Origin of the sequence: Sphingomonas sp. LaA6.9, assembly GCF_022601895.1 — a bacterium.
In the GTDB taxonomy this organism is placed as follows: Bacteria; Pseudomonadota; Alphaproteobacteria; order Sphingomonadales; family Sphingomonadaceae; genus Sphingobium_A.
The window spans coordinates 23,994-44,526 of record NZ_JAKVIO010000015.1 but is presented as its reverse complement, the minus strand read 5'-3'; the positions used below and the strand labels follow the sequence as shown (position 1 = coordinate 44,526).

Sequence of the window (20,533 nt, the reverse complement as noted above, 5' to 3'; positions counted from 1 at the left end):
GTGATTAATTCCGCTTCGGTCATTCTTTCGCGGCGGGCACTACCGTCCCGCCCTTCATGACGAAGGATACCGATTTCAGCACCGCGACATCGGCGAGCGGATCGCCCTTTACCGCGACGATATCCGCGGCCTTGCCCGCGGCGAGCGTCCCCACTTCCTGCTCCAGCCCGACATGCGCTGCGCCCCAGACGGTCGCCGAGCGTATCGCGTCGAGCGGGGACAGGCCGGCCTTCACCATCAGCGAGAACTCGCGCGCATTCTGGCCATGCGGAGACACCGCGGAATCGGTGCCAAAGGCGATTTTCACGCCGCCCTGATGCGCACGTCGCAGCGCGTCGATCATCAGCGGCCCGACCTGGCGTGCCTTGGTGCGCACGGATTCGGGCATCCAGGCCGCGGTTTCGGCCTGCCGCGCAACGGTGTCACCCGCCATCAGCGTGGGAACGAGATAGCTGCCCTTCGCCTTGAAGAGCCGGATCGATTCGGCGTCGAGATAGGTGCCATGCTCGACCGAATCGACGCCCGCGCGCAGCGCGGCGTTGACCCCGTCGGTGCCATGCGCATGCGCCGCCACCTTGCGGCCCAGACGGTGCGCGGTCTGCACGATCGAGGTCAGTTCCTCGTCGCTCATCTGCTGGCCGAGACCCGCCGCGGTGTTGGACATCACGCCGCCCGTCGACGCGGTCTTGATGATATCCGCGCCCTGCTGGATCGCGAGACGCACCGCGCGCGCGCAATCGTCCGCGCCCGAGCACAGGGTCGGCGAGCGGAACAGCTCGAGTATCTCGTGGCGATAGCCATGCGCATCGCCATGCCCGCCATGCGCGGCGACACCGCCCGCGGCGATGATGCGGGGGCCGGTGACTTTGCCCGCCGCGATCGCATCGCGCAACGCATTGATTGCCTCGGTTTCGGCGCCCAGGTCGACGACGGTGGTGAACCCCGCGCGCAAGGTGCGCTGCGCATAGACCACGCCGTCAAAGGCGGCATCGGTAGTGGATTTGGTGACCGCATCGAGCCGGCTCGAGGGGCTCGATTCAAAGGTGATATGGACGTGGCTGTCGATGAAGCCCGGCATCACGAAGGAGTCGCGCAGGTCGACGATCTTGCCGCCCTCGTCCGCCACGAACCCGTCGCGGATCTCGGTGACGCGACCGCCGCTGACGACGATGGTCTTGGTGCTTTCGACGCGACCCGTTCCGGGATCGGCGAGCAGCCGGCCTGCCTGGATGAAGGTGCGTGGCGCTGCGCCGTCCTGCGCCAGCGCGGGTTGCAGGCTGGCGCCGAGCATCGTGGCGGCGAGCAGCATCATCTTCTTCATCACAAACCCCTTATTTTATCCGTAAGACCGATTGGCAGCTCGGCGGAGCGCCACGGCACGGCTTGCGTGCGCGCGACGCCCCGCCGCAGTCCCGCATGGCCGCCGTCTGAGAGCTTATCGACGGCCATGGGGACCAGACCCTGGTCGTTTCAGGCTGAAAGCCCGAAACGTGAATCAAGGTCTCAACTCTTTGAATAGAGCCTGATTCACGCTTTCGGTGGAAGCGCGCAGCGCTTCCACCTCAAACGATCAGGCTCTATGGCTTGGCGATCAGTAGCTGACCCCAAAGCCGATCAGCTTGAAGCCAAGCGCGACCCAGAGCGCGAAGAACGCTGCCAGCACGATGACCACGCTCCACAGCCGGGAGAACCAGCCGCGCTTGCCCTTCCAGGCAAGCAAGGCGTTCCACAGGGCGACGCCCAGCAGGCCGAAGAAGCCGATCACGCTCAGGATCTGGAGCGAGTAGACCGCCCAGTCCATTGCGCCGCTGAGGAGGTCGAAGTCCGACATCATCGTGACGATCGTAGCCGCCCAGCCAGCAAACAGCGCCACCACGAGCAGGGCGAAGCCGCGCACCAGACGATAGGCTTTCAGATCGTTGCCCGTGAAAGCGAGCTTTGCGCCGAAGCGACGGCGTGCGATCGCGGCGATCGGCCACGACAGCGCGGTGATCGCGAGCGCCCCCAGGCTGAGCAGCAGCGCGGGCGTGATCCACGCGGTGGACAGATACCAGGGCGTGGGCTCGAACATCATGAAGGGCGAGATGTCGTCGAAGCTGAGGCGCATCACCTTGCCGTCGACCACCTTGGCAGCCATGCGGCCATGTCCGCCCACTTCACGCCATACAAAGGGATCGGTTTCCACCCATTTGGCCGGCGCGCCACCCAGCCCTGGGTTGAAGCCGATGAGCAGGCCCTTTTGCGGATCGAAGCCGATGTTCACCTGCCCGGCGAGACCGAGGGCACGCAGGAAGCTCGAATCCGCGCGGCGCGTGTTGATGTAGTTGCCGACGAGCATCTGCGCATGTTCCGCCGAGGTTTTCGCGTCGACGCGACCCTCAGCGATCTTCGCGGGGAAGTAGCGATCGGCGAACTGCTCGAACAGCGCCGAACGGATCCCCCCCGATGCGCCCTGAGCGCCAGCGCTGTTCATCGAGATGAAGACGCCCGTGTTGTGCGCGGGGAACAGCCAGAGATAGCTGTGGAACCACTGCGTGTCGCCGCCATGGCCAATCGCGGTCTGGCCGTTGATCTGCTGTTCGTAGAAGCCCAGCGCCATGCGGTTGAGCGGCGGCACCATGTCGAGCGTGGTGGTGTGCATCATCTTCGCGGTTTCGGGCCTGAGCAGCGCTCCACCGTTGCTGAGATGCGCGATCATGAACTTCGCCATGTCGACGCCCGTTGCCGCCAGGCTGCCGGCAGGTGCCTGGTTCACGAATTCATACGGCTTTGGATCGCCCGAGGCGAGCGCATAGCCCTTCGACATCAATGGCTGGAGCCTGGCGGGAAGCGGCTGGCGGAAGCTCGACTTCGTCATGCCGATCGGCGCGAAGATATTGCGATCGACATAATCGTCGAACGACATTCCCGACACGCGCTGCACGATATAGCCCGCAAGCGAGGTCGCGTAGTTCGAATAGGCGGGCGTCGTTCCCGGCGCGAAGATGCGTTCAGGCGTCCAGGTCTTCATCTGGACGTCCAGCGCCACGGCGGCCTTGGGATCGGAGGTAATGAGCCCGCGGATCGATTCCTCGAAGCCTGCGGTGTGCGTCATGATATTCCTGAGCGTGATGGGCTTGCCCTCGCGCGCTGGAATTTGGAAGTCGAGATAGGCGTTCACGTCCTTGTCGAGATCGAGCTTCCCCTGCTCGACAAGCTGCATGACCGCGGTCCAGGTCACGAGCTTGGAAACCGAACCCGGACGAAACAGCGTGGATTCCGGATCGACCGGCGTGCCCTTGGCGACGTCGGAATAGCCATAGCCGCGCTGGGTCAGCACCTGACCGTCCTTGACCACCACGACCACGGCGCCCGCAACGTCGCCGCGCTTGAGCGCATAGGGCATATAGCCATCGAGCCAGGCGTCCACATCGGCGCGCGTGAGCTGCTGCCCCCCGGCAGCCGCCGGCGCGGGTGCTGCGGGCGCAGCAATGACGGCTGGCTTGACTGCCGGCTGTTGTGTCAGCGCCGGCACGGCCGCCAGGCCGGCCAGTCCGACCAGTCCCGCGACCGCGATCTTCAACGAACGCATCGATACCCTCTCTTTCCTTTTTTCGTCGCGCCAAAACGCTCGACATTTGCGCGCTGCGCTGCGACGGAATATTCTATTGATGGATTACGCAACATTATCCTGATCGAGATACAATGAGCCCAATTGGAAAAATGTCAAATCACATACTTATCCCTGTCATTTTCGACGGAAAGCGGCGCGAATCATGAAATCCGATCAGCCCACATTAGGCGCGCTGCTGCGCGGCCTGCGCACGCGCAACAACTGGACGCTCAAGGAGATGAGCGACCGCTGCGGCATTCCGGTGTCGACGCTGTCCAAGGTCGAGCACGACCGGCTGACGCTCACCTATGACAAGCTCCAGCAGCTGAGCCAGCGGCTCAACCTGCGCATGTCCGAGCTGTTTGCCGAGGGTGACACGGCCAGCGAACTGCCCGTCACGGGCCGTCGCAGCGTCGGCAACCTCGACCGCGCGATCCGCGTAAACACCGACAACTACGATTATTATTATCTGTGCACCGAATTGCGCCGGAAGCGGATGATCCCGCTGATCACGCGCATTCGCGCCAAATCCGCCAGGGAATTCGGCGAGCCCGTGCGCCATCCGGGCGAGGAGTTCGTCTATGTCATCCGTGGCCGGATCGTGGTCCACACCGAATTCTACGACCCGCTGCCGCTCGAAGAGGGTGAATCGATCTATCTCGATTCGAGTATGGGTCACGCCTATGTCGCGGGCGATGGCTGCGACGAGGCGATCGTGCTCGGCGTCTGCTCGAGCGCGGAAAACGACCTGATGGATTCGCTGATGAACCTGCACGGCGAAGACGCGACGCTGATCGCCGAATAAGCGAGCCGACCCGGGTTCCGCATTCGCCCTGATTGCGGCCGCCGCGAAGATTCGTATGTATGATGACTGGTGCGCCCGCAACGGCGTACCGGGTTTGTACATTTTGGGAGACGATCATTGACCGACGGCAACGGCACCGCCGATGACACCAACACCGAGCGTGGCGAGCCCGATACCGGCAGGCGTGGCCGCTGGGGTGCTGCCGGGCTGGGCGCGGCGATCGGATCGGCCGCGATCGTCGCAGCGCTGCTCTACGTCAAATCGACCAAGGAAAAGAACAAGGGCAAGCGCGAAAGCTGAGCGAGGGGACTGAGCGAGAGGACAGGGCAGATGACCAGGGCAGTCGCACTCATCACCGGCGCGTCTGCCGGGCTTGGCGTCCACTTCGCCGAAAACCTCGCGGCGGCGCGGCGTGACCTGCTTCTGGTTGCGCGACGCGCCGACCGGCTCGATGCGCTGGCCGCCAGGCTGCGCGCCGAACACGGCATCACCGTCGACGTCATCGCGATCGACCTGTCCGCACCCGATGCGCCGCGCGCGCTGATCGATCAGGCGCATGTGCGCGGCCTCTCGATCACGATGCTCATCAACAATGCGGGTTTCGGCGCGCGCGGGGCGTTTGACGAGCTCGACCTGGCCAGGCAGGCCGAGATGATCGACCTCAACTGCCGCGCGTTGATGGCGCTGTGCCACCTTGTCCTGCCCGGCATGATCGCGCGCGGACAGGGCGAGATCCTCAACGTCGCCTCCACCGCGGCCTTCCAGCCCGGCCCGTGGATGGCGGTCTATTACGCGACCAAGGCCTTTGTGCTCAGCTTCTCGGAGGCGCTGCACGAGGAAGTGAAGGACAAGGGCGTGCGCGTCTCCGCGCTGTGCCCCGGTCCCACGCGGACCGAATTCGCCGATGTCGCCGACATGAGCGATTCCGAACTGTTCAAGCGCTTCGCGAGCGACGCCAACGCGGTCGCGCGCGACGGGCTGGCTGCGCTCAGGGCGAACCGGGCGGTCAAGGTTTCAGGCGTGCTCAACGCGGTGATGGCGGGTTCGATCCGCTTCACCCCGCGCGGGCTCGCACGCCGCATCGCGGGGTCGCTGCAAAAGGCGCGCAGCGGCTAAACCTGCCTCTTCGAAAGCCGGATTGGGGTGCAGCAAAGAAAAGCTGTTGCGCCGCCGCTGGACGACTCTGCATGCACTGACTATCATCATGATAGTAACGGACCAGACGGAGACCCACATGCAGTACAAGACCTTCGGCCGGCGCACCGGCCTTCGCGTTTCGGAATTCGCGCTCGGCACGGGCAATTTCGGCACCCGTTGGGGCTATGGCAGCGAGCCCGCCGATGCGCGCCGCATCTTCGACCGCTTCGCTGAGGCGGGCGGCAATTTCATCGACACCGCCAACAATTATCAGTTCGGCGAGTCCGAAGAGCTGCTGGGCGATTTCATCGCCGCGGATCGCGACCATTTCGTCGTCGCCACCAAATTCTCGCTCGCCGCCGCCCCGACCGACGGCATACCGAGCCTGGGCAACAGCCGCAGGACGATGATCCGTCAGGTCGAAGAAAGCCTCAAGCGGCTAAAGAGCGATCATATCGACCTGCTCTGGGCGCATTTCGATGACGGCGTGACCCCGATGGAAGAGCTGCTGCGTGGCTTTGACGACCTCGTCCGCGCGGGCAAGATCCATTATGCGGGCCTTTCCAACTTCCCTGCATGGCGGATCGCGCGCGGCGCGACGCTCGCCGAGGTGCATGGCTGGGCGCCGATCGCGGGCGTGCAGATCGAGCACAGCCTGGTCGAACGTACCGCCGATCGCGACCTGCTGCCGATGGTCGAGAGCCTCGGGCTCGCGGCCGCGCTGTGGTCGCCGCTCGGCGGCGGCTTCCTCACGGGCAAGTACCGCGACAATGCGGGCGGCGGGCGCCGCGAGGGGCTGAAGACGCTCGTCCACGAAGAGGCGGGCGACCAGAAGACCGCAATCCTCGACGCGGTGATCGACATCGCGAAGGAACTGGGCGTCACGCCCTCGCAGGTGGCGGTCGCGTGGGTGCGGCAGCGCGGTCTTGGTTCGACCACCGCGCATATCCCGATCATCGGCCCGCGGACGCTGGCGCAGCTTGACGACTATCTCGGCGCGCTTGACGTGACGCTCAGCCCCGCGCAGATCGCGCGGCTGACCGCGGTCAGCGACATCGCGCCGGGCACTCCGCACGATCAGGTTCGCAAGGTTGCCGACCAGCTTTCGACCGGGATCGCGCACAGCGTCCTGCCCGTGGCCTGAAATTGCAATATAAAGGGGGCGGCCACCCGCGGTGCGCCGCCCCTCCTGGTGAAATACGATGCAGCGCAAGAGCTTTGAAGACATGGAATGCCCGATCGCCCGCAGCCTCGAGCATGTGGGCGAATGGTGGAGCATCCTGATCCTGCGCGATGCCTTTGGCGGGCTGACGCGCTTCGACGAATTCCAGAAGAGCCTGGGTATCGCGCCCACAATGCTGACGCGGCGGCTGGCCGCGCTGGTCGATGCGGGGCTGCTCGAACGGCGGCTCTATCAGGAGCGTCCGCCGCGCCACGAATATGTTCTGACGCAGCGCGGCTATGACTTTCAGCCCGTGCTGCTGACGCTGTTCGCCTGGGGTCGCAAGCATTTCGCCGCGCCCGGCTATGACAAGGTGCTGGCCGACACCGAAACCGGGGCGCTGGTCGAGCCCGTGCTGGTCGATGCGAAGACGGGCGCGCCGCTCGACGCGCCCGCCATGATCGTCAATCCGCGAACAGAAGAACCGGGGTCTCGAGCAGCTTCCTGACCGCCTGGACGTAGCTCGCCGCGTCCCAGCCATCGACGACGCGGTGGTCGCAGCTGATCGAGAGGTTCATCAGCTTGGCGGCGACAATCTCGCCATCCTTGATCACGGGGCGCTCGATCACGCGGTTGGGACCGATGATCGCGACCTCGGGCCGGTTGATCACGGGCGTCGTGGCGATGCCGCCGAGCGGGCCGAGCGAGGTGACGGTGAGCGTCGACCCCGACAGTTCCTCCGACTTCGCCTTGCCGCTGCGCGCAGCGTCGGCGAGGCGCTTGATCTCGGTTGCGAGCTGCCAGACATTGCGATCCTGCGCGTCGCGGATCACGGGCACCATCAGCCCCGCATCGGTCTGCGTCGCCATACCCAGATGCACCGACCCATGACGCGTCACCACGCCCGCTTCGTCGTCATAGCGCGCGTTGATCATCGGGAACGCCGGCAGCGCCTTGCAGATCGCGACGATCAGCAGCGGCAGCATGGTGAGCTTGGGCCTGTCGCCGCGATTGGCATTGAGCGCCTCGCGCATCGCCTCGAGCTCGGTGACGTCGATTTCCTCGACATAGGTGAAGTGCGGGATGTTGCGTTTGGCTGCCTGCATGTTCTCGGCGATGCGGCGGCGCATCCCGATAACCTTGATCGCCTCGTCGGCGCGCTTCGCCGATGCGCCGGGTGCGCGGAAACCCTGACCCGTGCTGTAGGTCAGATAGGCGTCGAGATCGGCGTGGCGGATACGATCGCCCTGCGCGGGACGGACCTGCGAAAGGTCGATGCCCAGCGATTTCGCGCGCTCGCGCACCGCGGGTGACGCGAGAACGGGGTGTGCTCCCGCTCCGTTCGGGCTGAGCTTGTCGAACCCCTTGCCTTCTTCTTTTTCCGCGACCGCCGTACCCGAAGGCAGGGATTGGGCTTCGACAGGCTCAGCCCGAACGGGTTGGGGGGTCGGCGCCACTTCCTCAACCTTCGGCGTCTCCACCACATCGGCCTTGGGCGCCGGAGCCGGTTCGGCCACCTCGCCCTCGGTTTCGATCACCACCAACATCGCACCGATCGAGACGACGTCGCCGACCTCGCCCGCGATCTCGACAACCTTGCCCGAGACGGGCGATTCCATCTCGACGGTCGCCTTGTCGGTCATCATGTCCGCGATCTGCTGGTCTTCCTCGACCGCATCGCCGACCTTGACGTGCCATGCGACAATCTCGGCCTCCGAGATGCCTTCGCCGATATCGGGGAGCTTGAACGTGAAACGCGCCATGGCCGGTCAGTCCTTCATGATCTTCTTGAGCGCCTCGCCGATGCGGACCGGGCCCGGGAAATAGGCCCATTCGAGGCTGTGCGGATAGGGCGTGTCGAAGCCGGTAACGCGTTCGATCGGGGCTTCGAGGTGATAGAAACAGCGTTCCTGGACGAGCGCGGAAAGCTCGGCGCCGAAGCCCGAGGTGCGCGTCGCCTCATGGACGATCAGGCAGCGCCCGGTCTTCCTGACCGACGCCTCGATCGTTTCGATGTCGAGCGGGACGAGCGTGCGCAGATCGACGATCTCGGCATCGACGCCCATTTCGGCGACGGTGTTGGCGACGACATGGACCATCGTGCCGTAGCAGAGGATCGTGACGCCCTCGCCCTCGCGGACGATGTTCGCCTTGCCCAGCGGGATCTTGTAATAGCCCTCGGGCACCTCGCCGCCGGGATGGTTGTTCCAGTTCTTGGTCGGGCGGTCATAATGACCGTCGAACGGGCCGTTATAGATGCGCTTGGGTTCGAAGAAGATCGTCGGATCATTGTCCTCGATCGCCGCGATCAGCAGGCCCTTGGCGTCATAGGGGGTCGAGGGGATCACGGTCTTCAGGCCCGAGACGTGCGTGAAGATTCCCTCGGGACTCTGGCTGTGCGTCTGCCCGCCGAAGATGCCGCCACCGAAGGGCGAGCGGACCGTGATCGGCGCGATGAACTCGCCCGCCGAACGGTAGCGCAGGCGTGCTGCCTCGGAGACGAGCTGGTCGAGCGCGGGGTAGATATAGTCGGCGAACTGGATCTCGGGCACGGGGCGGAGGCCATAGGCCCCCATGCCGACCGCGACGCCGATGATGCCGCATTCGGTGATCGGTGTGTCGAACACGCGCGTCTTGCCGTATTTCGCCTGCAACCCGGCGGTTGCGCGAAACACGCCGCCGAAATAGCCGACATCCTCACCCATCACGATGACACCCGCATCGCGCGCCATCATCACGTCCATGGCGGAGTTGATCGCCTGGATCATGTTCATCCGCGTGTTCTCACCGGGGCCGTCGGTCACCGCCGGCGTGTCGATCATTGCCTGCTCGCTCATAGCCCGGCCACCTTCTTCTCGTTGACCGCCTGTTCGAGCTGCTCCTTCAGGTGCCAGGGCATTTCCTCGAACACGCCCTCGAACATCGTCTCGAAGGGCTGGTGCATGCCGTGACCGAGGATGCCGTTCTTCTCGGCTTCCTTGGCAGCGGCCTTCACCATTTCGGCGAGTTCGAGATCCATCGCGGCGTGGCGATCCTCGTCCCATTCGCCCAGGCCGATCAGATGCTGCTTCAACCGCGCGATCGGATCGCCCAGCGGCCAGTCGCTGCTCTCGTTGGCCGAGCGATACTGGCTGGGATCGTCCGACGTCGAATGCCCCTCGGCCCGGTAGGTGAAGTGCTCGATCAGGGTCGGTCCCTGATTGGTGCGCGCGCGCTCGGCAGCCCATTCGGTCGCGGCATAGACCGCGAGCGGATCATTGCCGTCGACGCGCAAGCCCGCGATGCCATAGCCGATCGCGCGCGCCGCGAAGGTCGTCGATTCAGCGCCGGCGAAACCCGAGAAGGACGAGATCGCCCACTGGTTGTTGACCACGTTCATGATCACCGGCGCGCGGTAGACGCTGGCGAAGGTACATGCCGAGTGGAAATCGCCTTCCGCGGTGCTGCCCTCGCCGCACCAGGTCGCCGCGATGCGCGTATCGCCCTTGGCGGCCGAGGCCATCGCCCAGCCCACCGCCTGCGGATATTGCGTGGTGAGGTTGCCCGAGATCGAGAAGAAGCTGCCCTCCTTCGTCGAATACATGATCGGGAGCTGGCGCCCCTGAAGCCGGTCGCCCTTGTTCGAATAGATCTGGTTCATCATGTCGACCAGATCCCAGTCGCGCGCGATCAGCAGGCCCTGCTGGCGGTAGCTGGGGAAGCACATGTCATCGCGGTCGAGCGCGAAGGCCGCGGCGACCGCGATCGCCTCCTCGCCCGTGCACTTCATGTAGAAGCTCGTCTTGCCCTGACGCTGCGCGCGGAACATGCGCTCGTCGAAGGCGCGTGTCAGCGCCATCGCGCGCAGCATCGCGCGGAGCCGCTCGGGCGAGAGCTTGGGATCCCAGGGGCCGACCGCCCTGCCCTCGTCGTCGAGCACGCGGACGAGCGAATATGCCAGGGGGTGAAAGCTGTCGGGCCTTGCGGTCACGTCGGGGCGCGGCGCTTCGCCCGCCGCCGGGATGATGAAGTCGCTGTAATCAGCCTTGTCGCCCGGACGGAACTTCGGTTCCGGCACGTGCAGCGACAAAGGCGGAAGATTGGCGCGCTTGTGATCGCCGGCCATGATCTCTCCGTTCGTTTCCCGATTCTCCGCCCGGAAAATAGGCGAGAATCACTGCCACATATTTATTATCGAGGTGCGATATAAAATTTCAATCCCTGACTCCAGCGCTGAATCGCGATAGTCCCGGACCGGCCGCAAAAACCCCAAAAACAAGGGGCCGCAGGCACATGTCCCGCGGCCCCGATATGTAGCACAGTTTCAACCGTTCAGAAGCGCAAGGCAAAATCCAGCACGGCGCGATCGTCGCGCAGATCCTCGCGCGCAAAGCTGCTCTCGACCCCGGCACCGATGCTGACCGGTCCATTGTTAAGCCTCAGCCCGCCCTTGATCTCGCCCCACGCCTTGTCGCGGCCGACAAAGGGCAGTGCGAAGGAGAGTTCGGGCACTGCGGCAAAGCGCACGTTGAACGTGTCGGCACCGCCCGAAAGCGCATTCACCCAGTCGAGCCCGACTTCGGGTGTCACGGTCCAGGCACGGCTGCTGCCGACCGACCCCGTCATGCGCACGCCCAGCCGGCTCTCGATCCGGTCGACGTTGATATCGTCGATCATCAGCGCCAGTTCGCCGCCGCGTTCGCGATAGCCACCCATGTTGTACGACCGATAGGCAATTTGTCCGCGCGGGGTGAGTGTGATCCCGGTGCCCGTATCGACATTGACGCCAAGCTCGGCCTGCACGTCATAGGTCGTGGCGCTGGTGTCACCCAGCAGGTTGCCCGTCATGAACCCGGCGGACGTATTGCGCTCGAGCCCGATTCGCGTGTGCGATACTGCGGCCAGGCCGCCGGCATAGACGCCGCCGCCCAGCCGGTAGCTACCGTAGAACGCGGCCTGATCGGTCACGGCCTCGGTCTCCGACCCGCTGAAGCGGCTGATCCCGTCGACATGGCCGAATGCGGTGCCGAGCGTGACGCGGTCATCGAGCGCCATTTCAAGCCCCATCGCCATGTGCCAGCTGTCGCGCCCGCCACTGTCGATCCCGGCCGCGGAAAAGGCCGAAGCGCCGCGCGTGTATCCGCCCGCGAGGAAGCCGCTCATGTTTTGAGGCAGCGTCCCCATCTGCCGGGTCTGGGGCGCGATGGTGTTGGCAAAGCTCAGCTGTGCAGCAGTGGAGCTGGACATGGTACGCCCGGGTATCGCCATCATGACCGCGGGCGACCCGATCACGGTGAAGCGGCCGCCTCCCGCCGCCTTGGTGCCGAGCATCGACAGACGATCGCCGATCACATCGAGCACGATCGAGGACTGCTGTTCGTCGAGCAGGCTCGCCTCATCGGCAATGCGCGGTGAAAGCCCGCGGAAGGTTGCCGCGAGCGCCTGCGGCTCCATCAGGTCGACCGCGCCGAACAGCCCGTAAAGGCTGTTGTAGGATGCACCACGCAGCGAATCGAGTGCATTGGCGAAGGCCAGCTCGGTCCCGCCAAAGCCCGCCAGGAAGTCCGCGAACTTGCCCGCCTGCAACTTGAGCGTCACATCGTTGGCGCCATAGGTCAGCACCGGCTTGAGGATGCCGATGCCGCCGACGACCGAGTTGAAGGTGCCATCCACCCCGCCTTCTGCGGTGATGATCTGGAAGCTGTCCCCTTGCCGCGGCGCGGCGCCGAGCAATGCGCGGACAAAGGCGGCGGTGCCGCCCAGCGAGATGATGCCGGTATTGTCCGCGTCGCCCGTGACGACGATCTTGTCGGTTCTGGGCCGGGAGACATCGAATACCGTCAGCGCACCCGACGAGAGGATTACGTCGCCCGCGATCGTCAGCGTACCGGCACCACCGGCATTGCCGGGCAGGACCGCCGCCTGAACAACGGTCAGCCAGGTCGGGTCGATCCGCCCTCCCCCGCTGAGGATGCCGCTCACGAACAGCGCTTCGCCCGTCTTGAGCGACCCCTGGATCTCGCTCCATCCGCTATATTGGGTATAGTCGCCCCATACGCTGAGCGAGCCGCTGGGCCTGACACTGAGCATCGCGCCGCTGTCGAGCGCCATGCGGTCGATCGTCACGGTGCTGTTCAGTGTCGTCGAACTCAGCCCCTTGAGCGTCACGTCATAGTAGCGCGCCTTGATGCCCAGCGTGGGATTGGCGACGACATTGTTGGGCACGAAGTCCTTGGAGCCGGGGCCGCCGGGGATGAAGATGCTGTTGGGATCGCCATCGCCCGGGTCCACGCTCTCGTCGGACACATCGTCACAGTCGTCGAGGAAGCAGACCTTGCCAAACTTGATCGTGTCGCCGCTGACCCCCAGTGCGGGGGTTCCGGGCAGTGCGTTGACCAATTGGCCGTTCACATCGATCGCATAATTGGGATCCATCGCCTGGATCCAGTGATTGGGATCGCTCCAGTTGCCGACCGCCTTGCGATTGGTCGCATAGACATAGCTGTTATTGGCGACGATCTGATCCCAGAACAGGAACAGCGGCTGATAGAAGCTGCCGGTGCCATAGCTGGAAAAGGGCTGCGGTCCGAAGAAGCGCGTGCCGCCCGAGAGCACCGCAGCGACGACCGGCCGGTCATAGCGCTGGTCGACGACAAGCGGCCCGCCAGAGTCGCCGCCCGCGGTGATGCCCTCACGCGGCAATGCACCGCCATCGAACAGATCGAAATCGAACAGGCCTGCGGCCGGGTTGTAGGCCGCCTGCCCCGCCGGGCTGTCAAAATCGAGCTGGTAGAGCGTCTGCGGCAATCCGCTGGGCGCGCCGAACAGCCATTCATCCATGTCGTCGAGCGAGCCGAGGAAGGAGATCATGTTCTCCGCCGCGCGGCGCCGGAAATCTATGCCCTGTGCGGGATTGGCCGCGGTGCCACGCGTGCCGTAGCCGATCACCTGGGCGTGCGTCTCTTCGGTCAGCGGCGAAAAGAGCATGGTCCAGGTCGGGATATCGAAAGCGGGTGTGTCGAGCGTTGCGAGCGCGACATCGGCTTCGAGAAAACCTGTGGTGAGCGAGCGCGTATCATACCAGACCTGTTCGGCATTGAAGATCGCGCGCGACACATCGGTGGCATGCAGCGTCCCGCCGTCAAGGCCGAGCCAGCGACGCACCGCCGGAAGGTTGTTCGCCGAAAAGCCAAAGCTGAGCGCAGTGCCGCCGTTTGCCGAACCATAGCTGTCGGCGGCCTGGTCGTTCACGCAATGCGCTGCGAAAATCACGGTGCGCGGATTGATCAGCGTGCCCGTGCAAAGCCCGACAAAGCCGCCGCCGGCATCGATCACCATCTGCCCGACACCGGTGATTCCACTGTCGAGAATGCCGTCGGGAGGCGGGAGATTGGGAGACAGGTCGTTGCGAATGATGATTCCGGGGGATCGCTCGGCGCTCTCGGGACGCACGTCCGAGACATCGGCGCTTTGCGCCAGGACGGGGCCGGCGGCGGCCAGAGTGCCGAGCGCGGCCGCGCCCATCAGAATGCGACGCAGAGAACGGACATTCGCTGAAGATGTCATGATAGCCTCCCAGATCGCGGCAAGGACCGTCCGGCAGGTTTGGATCCGCCGAACCGACTCGCCAGATGAACGGGAGATTAACTCAAGACGAAGGACAAGATAGGGCAGCGTGCTTGACGAATATCAAGCAAAGCTTTGTTAAACAAAGCCCTATCGGTCGTTTTGAACAGCAGAACGCGCGGACAGCAACGATTGTTTCGAATTCGAAACGATTATGCCGATGATATGGCGCGAAGGCGGTACGTATTCTTACGCACCGCCTCTCGTCCTATTTCAAAGCGTTACCCGGTTGGAAATCCACGCTTCTTCAGTAGCGCCTTCACGTCGGGATCGCGGCCGCGGAAGGCGCGATAGGCCTCGGCGCGGTCGGTTTCGTTGCCCGTCGACAGCAGCACCTTGCGGAACCTGTCGGCGGTCGCCTTGTCCCAGACATTGCCCGTTTCCTCGAACGCGGCCCAGGTGTCGGCGTCCATCGTCTCGGACCAGAGATAGCTGTAATAGCCCGCCGAATAGGCGTCGGACGAGAACAGGTGGTTGAACTGCGGCAGGCGGTGCCGCATCACCATTTCCTTGGGCATGCCGATTTCGGCGAGCGTCGCCTTTTCGAACGCCCTGGGATCGGTGACGGGCGTGTCGCGATCGTGCAGCTTCATGTCGAGGATCGCCGAGGAGAGATATTCGACGGTCGCGAAGCCCTGATTGAAGGTCGAGGACTTCTCGATCTTGTCGACCAGCGCCTGCGGCATCGGCTCACCCGTCTTGTAGTGCTTCGCATAGCGATCGAGCACGTCGCGGGTGAGGAGCCAGTTCTCGTTCACCTGGCTGGGATATTCGACGAAATCGCGCGGCGTACCGTTCAGCGCCGGATAATAGACGTCCTGCAGGAAGCTATGGATCGCGTGCCCGAATTCGTGGAACAGCGTGGACGCATCATCGATGCTGATCAGCACGGGTTCGCCGGGCGCGCCCTTCACGAAATTGTTGTTGTTCGACGCCAGCACGTTGCGCTCGCCGCCCAGCCCCTGCTGGCTGCGATAGGTCGTCATCCATGCGCCCGAACGCTTGCCGTTGCGCGCGAAATTGTCGAGGTAGAACAGCCCGACATTGGACCCGTTGCGCCGGTCGGTAACGACAAAAGTGCGGACATCGGGGTTGAACACGGGTACTTCGCCGGTGTTCTCCTTGAAATCGAGATCATAGAGCCGGCCCGCGGCGTAGAATGCGGCGCTCACCATGTTGTTGAGTTCGAGATAGGGTTTGATCTCGGCCTCATCGAGATCGTACTTCGCCTTGCGCACCTTCTCGGCATAGAAGCGATAGTCCCACGGCTCGATGGAGAGCCCCGCCTTTTCGGCATTGGCCACCGCCTGCATGTCGGCGACTTCCTGTTGGACGCGCGCGACCGCGGCGGGCCAGACGCGCATCATCAGGTCCATCGCGCGCGCGGGATCCTTCGCCATCGTGTCGTCCATGCGGTACCAGGCGTGGTTCTTGAACCCCAGCAGCTTCGCACGCTCGACGCGCAGCTTCAGGATGTTCGCGATCGTCGCATTGGTGTCGCTCGCATCGCCATTGTCGCCGCGATTGACGAAGGCGCGCCAGACTTTCTCACGCAGCGCGCGACTGGTGGCGTTGGACAGCACCGGCTGGACCGAGGAGCGCGTGTTCACCACTACCCATTTGCCGGGCAGCTTGCGCTCATCAGCCGCCGCCTTCAGCGACGCGACGAAGCTGTCGGGCAGCCCGGCGAGTTCGGCCTTGTCCTCGATGACGATCCACTTTTCCTCGTCCGCCAGCACCCTGGCGCTGAAATCGGAATAGGCGGTGGCCAGCTGCTGGTTGAGATCGGACACCTTCGCCTTTTGCGCGGCATCCAGCAGCGCGCCCTGACGGACGAAGCTCTGATAGTCGCGTTCGACGATGCGGATCTGCGCGGGGGTCAGGCCAAGCGCATGGCGCTTGTCATAGACGGTCTTGTGCCGCTGGAAGAGCTTGGGGTCGAGAAACAGCTCGTCGTAGAACGCCGCGATCTTCGGGCTCCATTCGCGGTCGATCGCCTGGACGTCGGCATTGGCCTGGTTGTTGGTCTGGACGCCCCAGAGCGAGAAGAGCCGGTCGATCGTGCCGCCGGTGAGCTGCATTGCCTCGTTGACGTTCTGGAAGGTCGCGGGCGCCGGGTTGTCGCGCACCGCCTGCACTTCCTTGCGCAGTTCGTCCATCGCCGACGTGAACGCGCCGGGGAAAAGCTCGGACTTCATCTCGTTCCAGGGGGGCACGCCCTCATAGGGGCCGGTCCATTTCCTGAGCATCGGATTGTCCGCGGTCTTTGCGGCCTGGATGCGCTGCTCGGCGTCTTTGGCGAGGGCGGATGTCATGGGAGCCGATACCGCGATCAGCGATGCGCCGGCGGCAAGCAAGGTGTGGATGCGCAAATCATATCTCCGGAAATTCCGTTATTGTCGCACGCGTAGCGGTGCCGATGCAGCAAAGCTGCACCCGATTTCGACAAAGGGGCAACAACAAGCGACGAACGACAGGTCGTGGCCAGAGCGTGATCGGTTGAGACCTTGATTCACGTTTCAGGCCGATTCAGCCCGAAACGATCAAGGTCTAGAGTGCGGCGAGCACCTCGGCAGCGAACTGGCTGAGCGTATCGTCGCGCGCGCCCATGATGATGATGCGGTCGCCCCGTTCGGCGAGCGTCACCAGCCGCGCGCCCGCCGCAAAGCGTTCGGCGACATGTTCCGCATGACGCGCCTGCGCCCTGACCCCCGCGATAATGTCGGCGGTGCCGACGCTGCGGTCGGTCGTCCCGCCATAATAGACGGGGTCGGGCATGATCAGCACGTCGTCGGCGGCCAGATGTTCGGCAAAGGTCGCGATCAGCTCGTCCTTCATCACCTTGAGCGGGCCATAGCCATGCGGCTGGAACAGCACGAGCAGCCGCCCCGGAAAGGCGTGCAGCGTGGTGAGGGTCGCTGCGATCTTGTCGGGATTATGCCCGAAATCGTCGATCACGGTCACGCCCCTCGCGCTGCCCACGACGTCCATTCGCCGCGACAGTCCGGCAAAATCCGCAAGCGCGTCGGCGGCCTGGGCAAGACTCACGCCACAGGCGCGCACCGCGCCGAGCGCTGCAAGCGCATTGGAAACATTGTGCCGTCCGGGCACCGCAAGCGAGACCTGCACGCGCGTCCCGTCGGCCTTCTCGATCGCGGTGAAGCTGATGCCGTCGGGCGCCTCCACAAGTTCCTCGGCGCGCAGATAGGCGTTGCGCCGGTCGATGCCGAAGCTCAGCACGCGTTCCTCGGGCAGGATCGCGGCAAGCTTGGCGACTTCGTCGTTGTCGAGGTTGAGCACCGTGCATTCGGCCTTGCCGATGAAGTTGCCGAACAGGCTGCGCAACTCCTCCATCGACTTGTGGTCGAGCGAGATATTGTTGAGCACCGCGATGCGCGGATCGAACAGCGCGATCGATCCGTCGCTCTCGTCGATCTCGCTGACGAAATACTGGTCGCCGCCGACGAGTGCGCTGGCGAAGGGGGCGTCGTCGCGCACGAAATTCTTCATCACCGCGCCGTTCATCACCGTGGGCTGACGCCCGACCGCATGAAGGATCCAGCCGATCATGCCAGTGACGGTCGACTTGCCGCTGGTGCCCGCGACGCCGATGCTCGTCGGCGCGGCGTTGAACTGTTCGGCGAGCAGGTCGGCGCGGCGCAATTCCTTGGCGCTCAGCGAGCGCGCCTTGATCACGTCGGGGATCGTGTCCTCGACTGCGGCCGAGGTGACCAGCGTCTGGAAGCCGCTCGTCATGCCGCTGCCATCCTGCGGGAAAAGTTCGATGCCCTGCGCACGCAGATAGTCGAACTTGGTGCCTGTCCGCCCCTGATCGAGCGCGCGGTCGGAGCCCTTCACCTCATGCCCCTGTGCGCGCACGATGCTCGCGAGCGGCAGCATCCCGCTGCCCCCGATTCCGCAAAAGAAATAGCTTTTGGTCTTGTTCATGGGCGCGGGCTTAGATCAACTTCGAGCTGCGTGGTACCACGCAGCGGCTCGGAAGATGATCCAGCAAAGATTCGATGGAGCGCTTTCCGAACCGAAAAACCGGTACCCACTTTTTCGGGAAGCGCTCTATTGACGGTTTTGATGCAATCGGCAAGCCGGGCGGGATGAGTGCCATGAAAACCACGCGGATCGGCGTCGTAGCGCCAAGCTGCCCCATCGACGAGGACGTTGCCGACCGCGTCGTCGCGCGCGCACGGGCGCTGTACGGCGAATCTGCGCCCGAGATTCGCTTTCATCCGCAGTGCTTTCTGACCCATGGCCATTTCGCGGGGGATGACGCGGCGCGCGCGGACGCCTTTGTCGCCTGGGCCAACGATCCCGAAATCGATGCGATCTGGTTCGCGCGTGGGGGCTATGGATCGTGCCGGATCGCCGAGGCAGCGCTGCCCCGCCTGAACGACACGGCACGCGCCAAGCAATGGCTTGGCTATTCGGACGCTGGCACCTTGCTCGGCGCGCTCTATGGCGCCGGCTTCGATCATGTCGCGCACGGCCCCATGCCCGCCGATATTCGCCGGGCGGGCGGCGATGCCGCGATCGATCGCGCGCTGAGCTGGCTGGTCGAGCGTTCGGTCGGGGCGATTGAACCCAATGCAGCCCGCGAACGCGCGGTCGCGTTCAACATGACGATCCTGAGCAACCTGATCGGCACTCCCTTCCAGCCCGACCTCAGCGACCATGTCATGATGCTCGAGGAAGTGTCCGAGCATCACTATCGCATCGACCGCACGCTCTTTCACATCACGAGCAACCCCGAAATCCGGCGCGTTGCCGGTATCCGGATCGGGCGAGTCAGCGACGTCATCGAGAATGACCGTCCCTTCGGCTACGAGGTGGAGGAGATCGTTGCCCATTGGTGTGCGGTCTCGGGCATTCCACTGCTGGGCACAGCGGATATCGGCCATGATGCCGAAAACCGGGTGGTTCCCTTCGGCGGGGTGTAATCTCCCTTCCCAGTGGCAATTTTCGTCGCAAGCCGCTATCGGCTTGCCGCTTATGGACGTCACCGATCTCCGCATCGCGCTGTTCAGCGGCAATTACAATTACGTACGGGACGGCGCCAACCAGGCGCTGAACCGGCTGGTCGGCTATCTGCTGCGGCAGGGCGCGCAGGTACGCATCTATTCGCCGACCACCGACACACCGGCTTTCGAGCCCACCGGTGATCTGGTCAGCATCCCCTCGATGGCGATCCCGGGCCGCGCCGAATATCGGGCGCCGCTGATGCTGCCGCCCTCGGTCAAGAGTGATATCAAGCGCTTCAACCCCAATATCTTTCACGTTTCGAGCCCGGAGGTGATGAGCAACAGCGCCGTCTCGCTCGCGCGCAAATGGAACCGGCCGGCGGTCGCATCGGTGCACACGCGCTTCGAGACGTATTTCCGGTATTACGGCCTCGCCTTTCTCGAGCCACTGGCGCTCGCATGGCTGCGGCGCTTCTACCGCCGTTGCGACGCAATCTTCGCGCCGTCCGATTCGATGGCGCAATTGCTGCGCGATCAGCGGATGAACTATGATGTGGGCATCTGGTCGCGCGGAATCGATCAGGAAATCTTCAATCCGAACCGTCGCGATCTGGCGTGGCGCCGTGAGTTGGGCATCGCAGACGACGAAGTCGCCATCGGCTTTGTCGGGCGCCTTGTGATGGAAAAGGGGCTCGATGTCTTTTCGGATGCGATCGACGCGCTGAAGCGGCGCGGGGTGAAGCACCGCGTGCTGATCGTGGGCGAAGGCCCGGCTCGGCAATGGTTCGCCGATCGGCTGCCCGACGGCATTTTTGCGGGTTTCCAGGCGGGCCCCGATCTGGGCCGCGCGGTCGCCTCGATGGACCTTCTGTTCAACCCGTCGGTTACCGAAACCTTTGGCAATGTTACCCTTGAGGCAATGGCTGCAGGGCTCCCGGTAGTCGCGGCGCGCGCGACGGGAAGCGAAAGCCTTGTCACCGACCGGGTCACCGGCCGGCTCGTGCGCCCCGGCGCAATCGCCGACTTCGCCGATGCACTTCAACATTATTGTGAAGATGCAGACGCGCGGGCGGCGACCGGAAAATCGGGCAAACAGGCAAGCGACCGCTACGGCTGGGACGCGGTCAACCAGTCGCTGGTCGACGGTTATCTGCGCGTCATCCGCCAGCGCGAGGCAGGCAGCAGCCCGCCCCGCCCCAGCCCGGTGCCCTGATCAGGCTTTCGGCTGTGCCCCCCGCCCGCTCGGGCTGAGCCTGTCG

General features: G+C 64.3%; 15 protein-coding genes. 7 read left to right on the top strand and 8 right to left on the bottom strand.

The genetic code is table 11. The features are described 5' to 3' along the window. Nucleotides 1-19 precede the first annotated feature (19 nt). Both MKI88_RS09775 and MKI88_RS09770 read right to left on the bottom strand, forming a co-directional pair. The gene (locus tag MKI88_RS09775) at nucleotides 20-1,321 is read right to left on the bottom strand and encodes an amidohydrolase family protein (protein WP_241631160.1); all 1,302 of its coding nucleotides are present in this window, start codon (nucleotides 1,319-1,321) and stop codon (nucleotides 20-22) included. Between the two features lie 270 nt (nucleotides 1,322-1,591). Beyond that, nucleotides 1,592-3,571, bottom strand: a complete 1,980-nt coding sequence (locus tag MKI88_RS09770) for a serine hydrolase (RefSeq protein WP_241631159.1) — start codon at nucleotides 3,569-3,571, stop codon at nucleotides 1,592-1,594. A 184-nt stretch (nucleotides 3,572-3,755) separates the two neighbouring features. Here MKI88_RS09770 and MKI88_RS09765 point away from each other — a divergent pair, with 184 nt between their 5' ends. The 5 genes from MKI88_RS09765 (at nucleotide 3,756) to MKI88_RS09745 (ending at nucleotide 7,204) form a co-directional block, all read left to right on the top strand. After that, nucleotides 3,756-4,397: a helix-turn-helix domain-containing protein gene (locus MKI88_RS09765; RefSeq protein WP_241631158.1), complete on the top strand. Its 642-nt coding sequence runs from the start codon at nucleotides 3,756-3,758 to the stop codon at nucleotides 4,395-4,397. Between the two features lie 117 nt (nucleotides 4,398-4,514). Next, complete coding sequence (locus tag MKI88_RS09760) at nucleotides 4,515-4,697, top strand: hypothetical protein (protein WP_241631157.1); 183 nt, start codon at nucleotides 4,515-4,517, stop codon at nucleotides 4,695-4,697. Nucleotides 4,698-4,727: 30 nt separating this feature from the next. Beyond that, the gene (locus MKI88_RS09755; protein ID WP_241631156.1) at nucleotides 4,728-5,513 is read left to right on the top strand and encodes an SDR family oxidoreductase; all 786 of its coding nucleotides are present in this window, start codon (nucleotides 4,728-4,730) and stop codon (nucleotides 5,511-5,513) included. Nucleotides 5,514-5,631: 118 nt separating this feature from the next. Beyond that, complete coding sequence (locus MKI88_RS09750; protein ID WP_241631155.1) at nucleotides 5,632-6,678, top strand: aldo/keto reductase; 1,047 nt, start codon at nucleotides 5,632-5,634, stop codon at nucleotides 6,676-6,678. A gap of 58 nt (nucleotides 6,679-6,736) precedes the next feature. Beyond that, nucleotides 6,737-7,204 carry a helix-turn-helix domain-containing protein gene (locus MKI88_RS09745; protein ID WP_241631154.1) on the top strand — a complete coding sequence of 156 codons (468 nt, stop codon included), beginning with the start codon at nucleotides 6,737-6,739 and terminating at the stop codon, nucleotides 7,202-7,204. Here MKI88_RS09745 and MKI88_RS09740 read toward each other — a convergent pair. The 6 genes from MKI88_RS09740 to MKI88_RS09715 form a co-directional block, all read right to left on the bottom strand. Beyond that, nucleotides 7,161-8,459 carry a dihydrolipoamide acetyltransferase family protein gene (locus MKI88_RS09740; RefSeq protein WP_241631153.1) on the bottom strand — a complete coding sequence of 433 codons (1,299 nt, stop codon included), beginning with the start codon at nucleotides 8,457-8,459 and terminating at the stop codon, nucleotides 7,161-7,163. The two genes, MKI88_RS09745 and MKI88_RS09740, sit on opposite strands and share 44 nt — an antisense overlap. A gap of 6 nt (nucleotides 8,460-8,465) precedes the next feature. Continuing rightward, nucleotides 8,466-9,470 (bottom strand): alpha-ketoacid dehydrogenase subunit beta, encoded by a 1,005-nt coding sequence (locus MKI88_RS09735; protein WP_241631201.1) that lies wholly within the window; start codon nucleotides 9,468-9,470, stop codon nucleotides 8,466-8,468. A gap of 59 nt (nucleotides 9,471-9,529) precedes the next feature. Continuing rightward, on the bottom strand, nucleotides 9,530-10,801 hold the full coding sequence (locus tag MKI88_RS09730) for a 3-methyl-2-oxobutanoate dehydrogenase (2-methylpropanoyl-transferring) subunit alpha (RefSeq protein ID WP_241631152.1): 1,272 nt from the start codon (nucleotides 10,799-10,801) through the stop codon (nucleotides 9,530-9,532). 206 nt (nucleotides 10,802-11,007) lie between these two features. Beyond that, nucleotides 11,008-14,241 (bottom strand): autotransporter outer membrane beta-barrel domain-containing protein, encoded by a 3,234-nt coding sequence (locus tag MKI88_RS09725; protein ID WP_241631151.1) that lies wholly within the window; start codon nucleotides 14,239-14,241, stop codon nucleotides 11,008-11,010. A gap of 281 nt (nucleotides 14,242-14,522) precedes the next feature. Continuing rightward, entirely contained in the window at nucleotides 14,523-16,673 is a 2,151-nt protein-coding gene (locus MKI88_RS09720; RefSeq protein ID WP_241631150.1) for a M3 family metallopeptidase, read from the bottom strand. Nucleotides 16,674-16,851: 178 nt separating this feature from the next. After that, on the bottom strand, nucleotides 16,852-18,249 hold the full coding sequence (locus tag MKI88_RS09715; RefSeq protein ID WP_241631149.1) for a Mur ligase family protein: 1,398 nt from the start codon (nucleotides 18,247-18,249) through the stop codon (nucleotides 16,852-16,854). Nucleotides 18,250-18,422: 173 nt separating this feature from the next. Here MKI88_RS09715 and MKI88_RS09710 point away from each other — a divergent pair, with 173 nt between their 5' ends. Both MKI88_RS09710 and MKI88_RS09705 read left to right on the top strand, forming a co-directional pair. Continuing rightward, nucleotides 18,423-19,253 carry an LD-carboxypeptidase gene (locus MKI88_RS09710; protein ID WP_241631148.1) on the top strand — a complete coding sequence of 277 codons (831 nt, stop codon included), beginning with the start codon at nucleotides 18,423-18,425 and terminating at the stop codon, nucleotides 19,251-19,253. Between the two features lie 52 nt (nucleotides 19,254-19,305). Further along, complete coding sequence (locus MKI88_RS09705; RefSeq protein WP_241631147.1) at nucleotides 19,306-20,487, top strand: glycosyltransferase family 1 protein; 1,182 nt, start codon at nucleotides 19,306-19,308, stop codon at nucleotides 20,485-20,487. The last annotated feature ends 46 nt before the right edge of the window (nucleotides 20,488-20,533 follow it).

Coding starts and splice junctions, on each gene's coding strand:
- MKI88_RS09750 (WP_241631155.1), top strand. CDS start 5,632: ATGCAGTACAAGACCTTCGGCCGGCGCACCGGCCTTCGCGTTTCGGAA.
- MKI88_RS09730 (WP_241631152.1), bottom strand. CDS start 10,801: ATGGCCGGCGATCACAAGCGCGCCAATCTTCCGCCTTTGTCGCTGCAC.
- MKI88_RS09770 (WP_241631159.1), bottom strand. CDS start 3,571: ATGCGTTCGTTGAAGATCGCGGTCGCGGGACTGGTCGGACTGGCCGGC.
- MKI88_RS09710 (WP_241631148.1), top strand. CDS start 18,423: ATGAAAACCACGCGGATCGGCGTCGTAGCGCCAAGCTGCCCCATCGAC.
- MKI88_RS09765 (WP_241631158.1), top strand. CDS start 3,756: ATGAAATCCGATCAGCCCACATTAGGCGCGCTGCTGCGCGGCCTGCGC.
- MKI88_RS09705 (WP_241631147.1), top strand. CDS start 19,306: ATGGACGTCACCGATCTCCGCATCGCGCTGTTCAGCGGCAATTACAAT.
- MKI88_RS09715 (WP_241631149.1), bottom strand. CDS start 18,249: ATGAACAAGACCAAAAGCTATTTCTTTTGCGGAATCGGGGGCAGCGGG.
- MKI88_RS09735 (WP_241631201.1), bottom strand. CDS start 9,470: ATGAACATGATCCAGGCGATCAACTCCGCCATGGACGTGATGATGGCG.
- MKI88_RS09775 (WP_241631160.1), bottom strand. CDS start 1,321: ATGAAGAAGATGATGCTGCTCGCCGCCACGATGCTCGGCGCCAGCCTG.
- MKI88_RS09725 (WP_241631151.1), bottom strand. CDS start 14,241: ATGACATCTTCAGCGAATGTCCGTTCTCTGCGTCGCATTCTGATGGGC.
- MKI88_RS09745 (WP_241631154.1), top strand. CDS start 6,737: ATGCAGCGCAAGAGCTTTGAAGACATGGAATGCCCGATCGCCCGCAGC.
- MKI88_RS09755 (WP_241631156.1), top strand. CDS start 4,728: ATGACCAGGGCAGTCGCACTCATCACCGGCGCGTCTGCCGGGCTTGGC.
- MKI88_RS09740 (WP_241631153.1), bottom strand. CDS start 8,459: ATGGCGCGTTTCACGTTCAAGCTCCCCGATATCGGCGAAGGCATCTCG.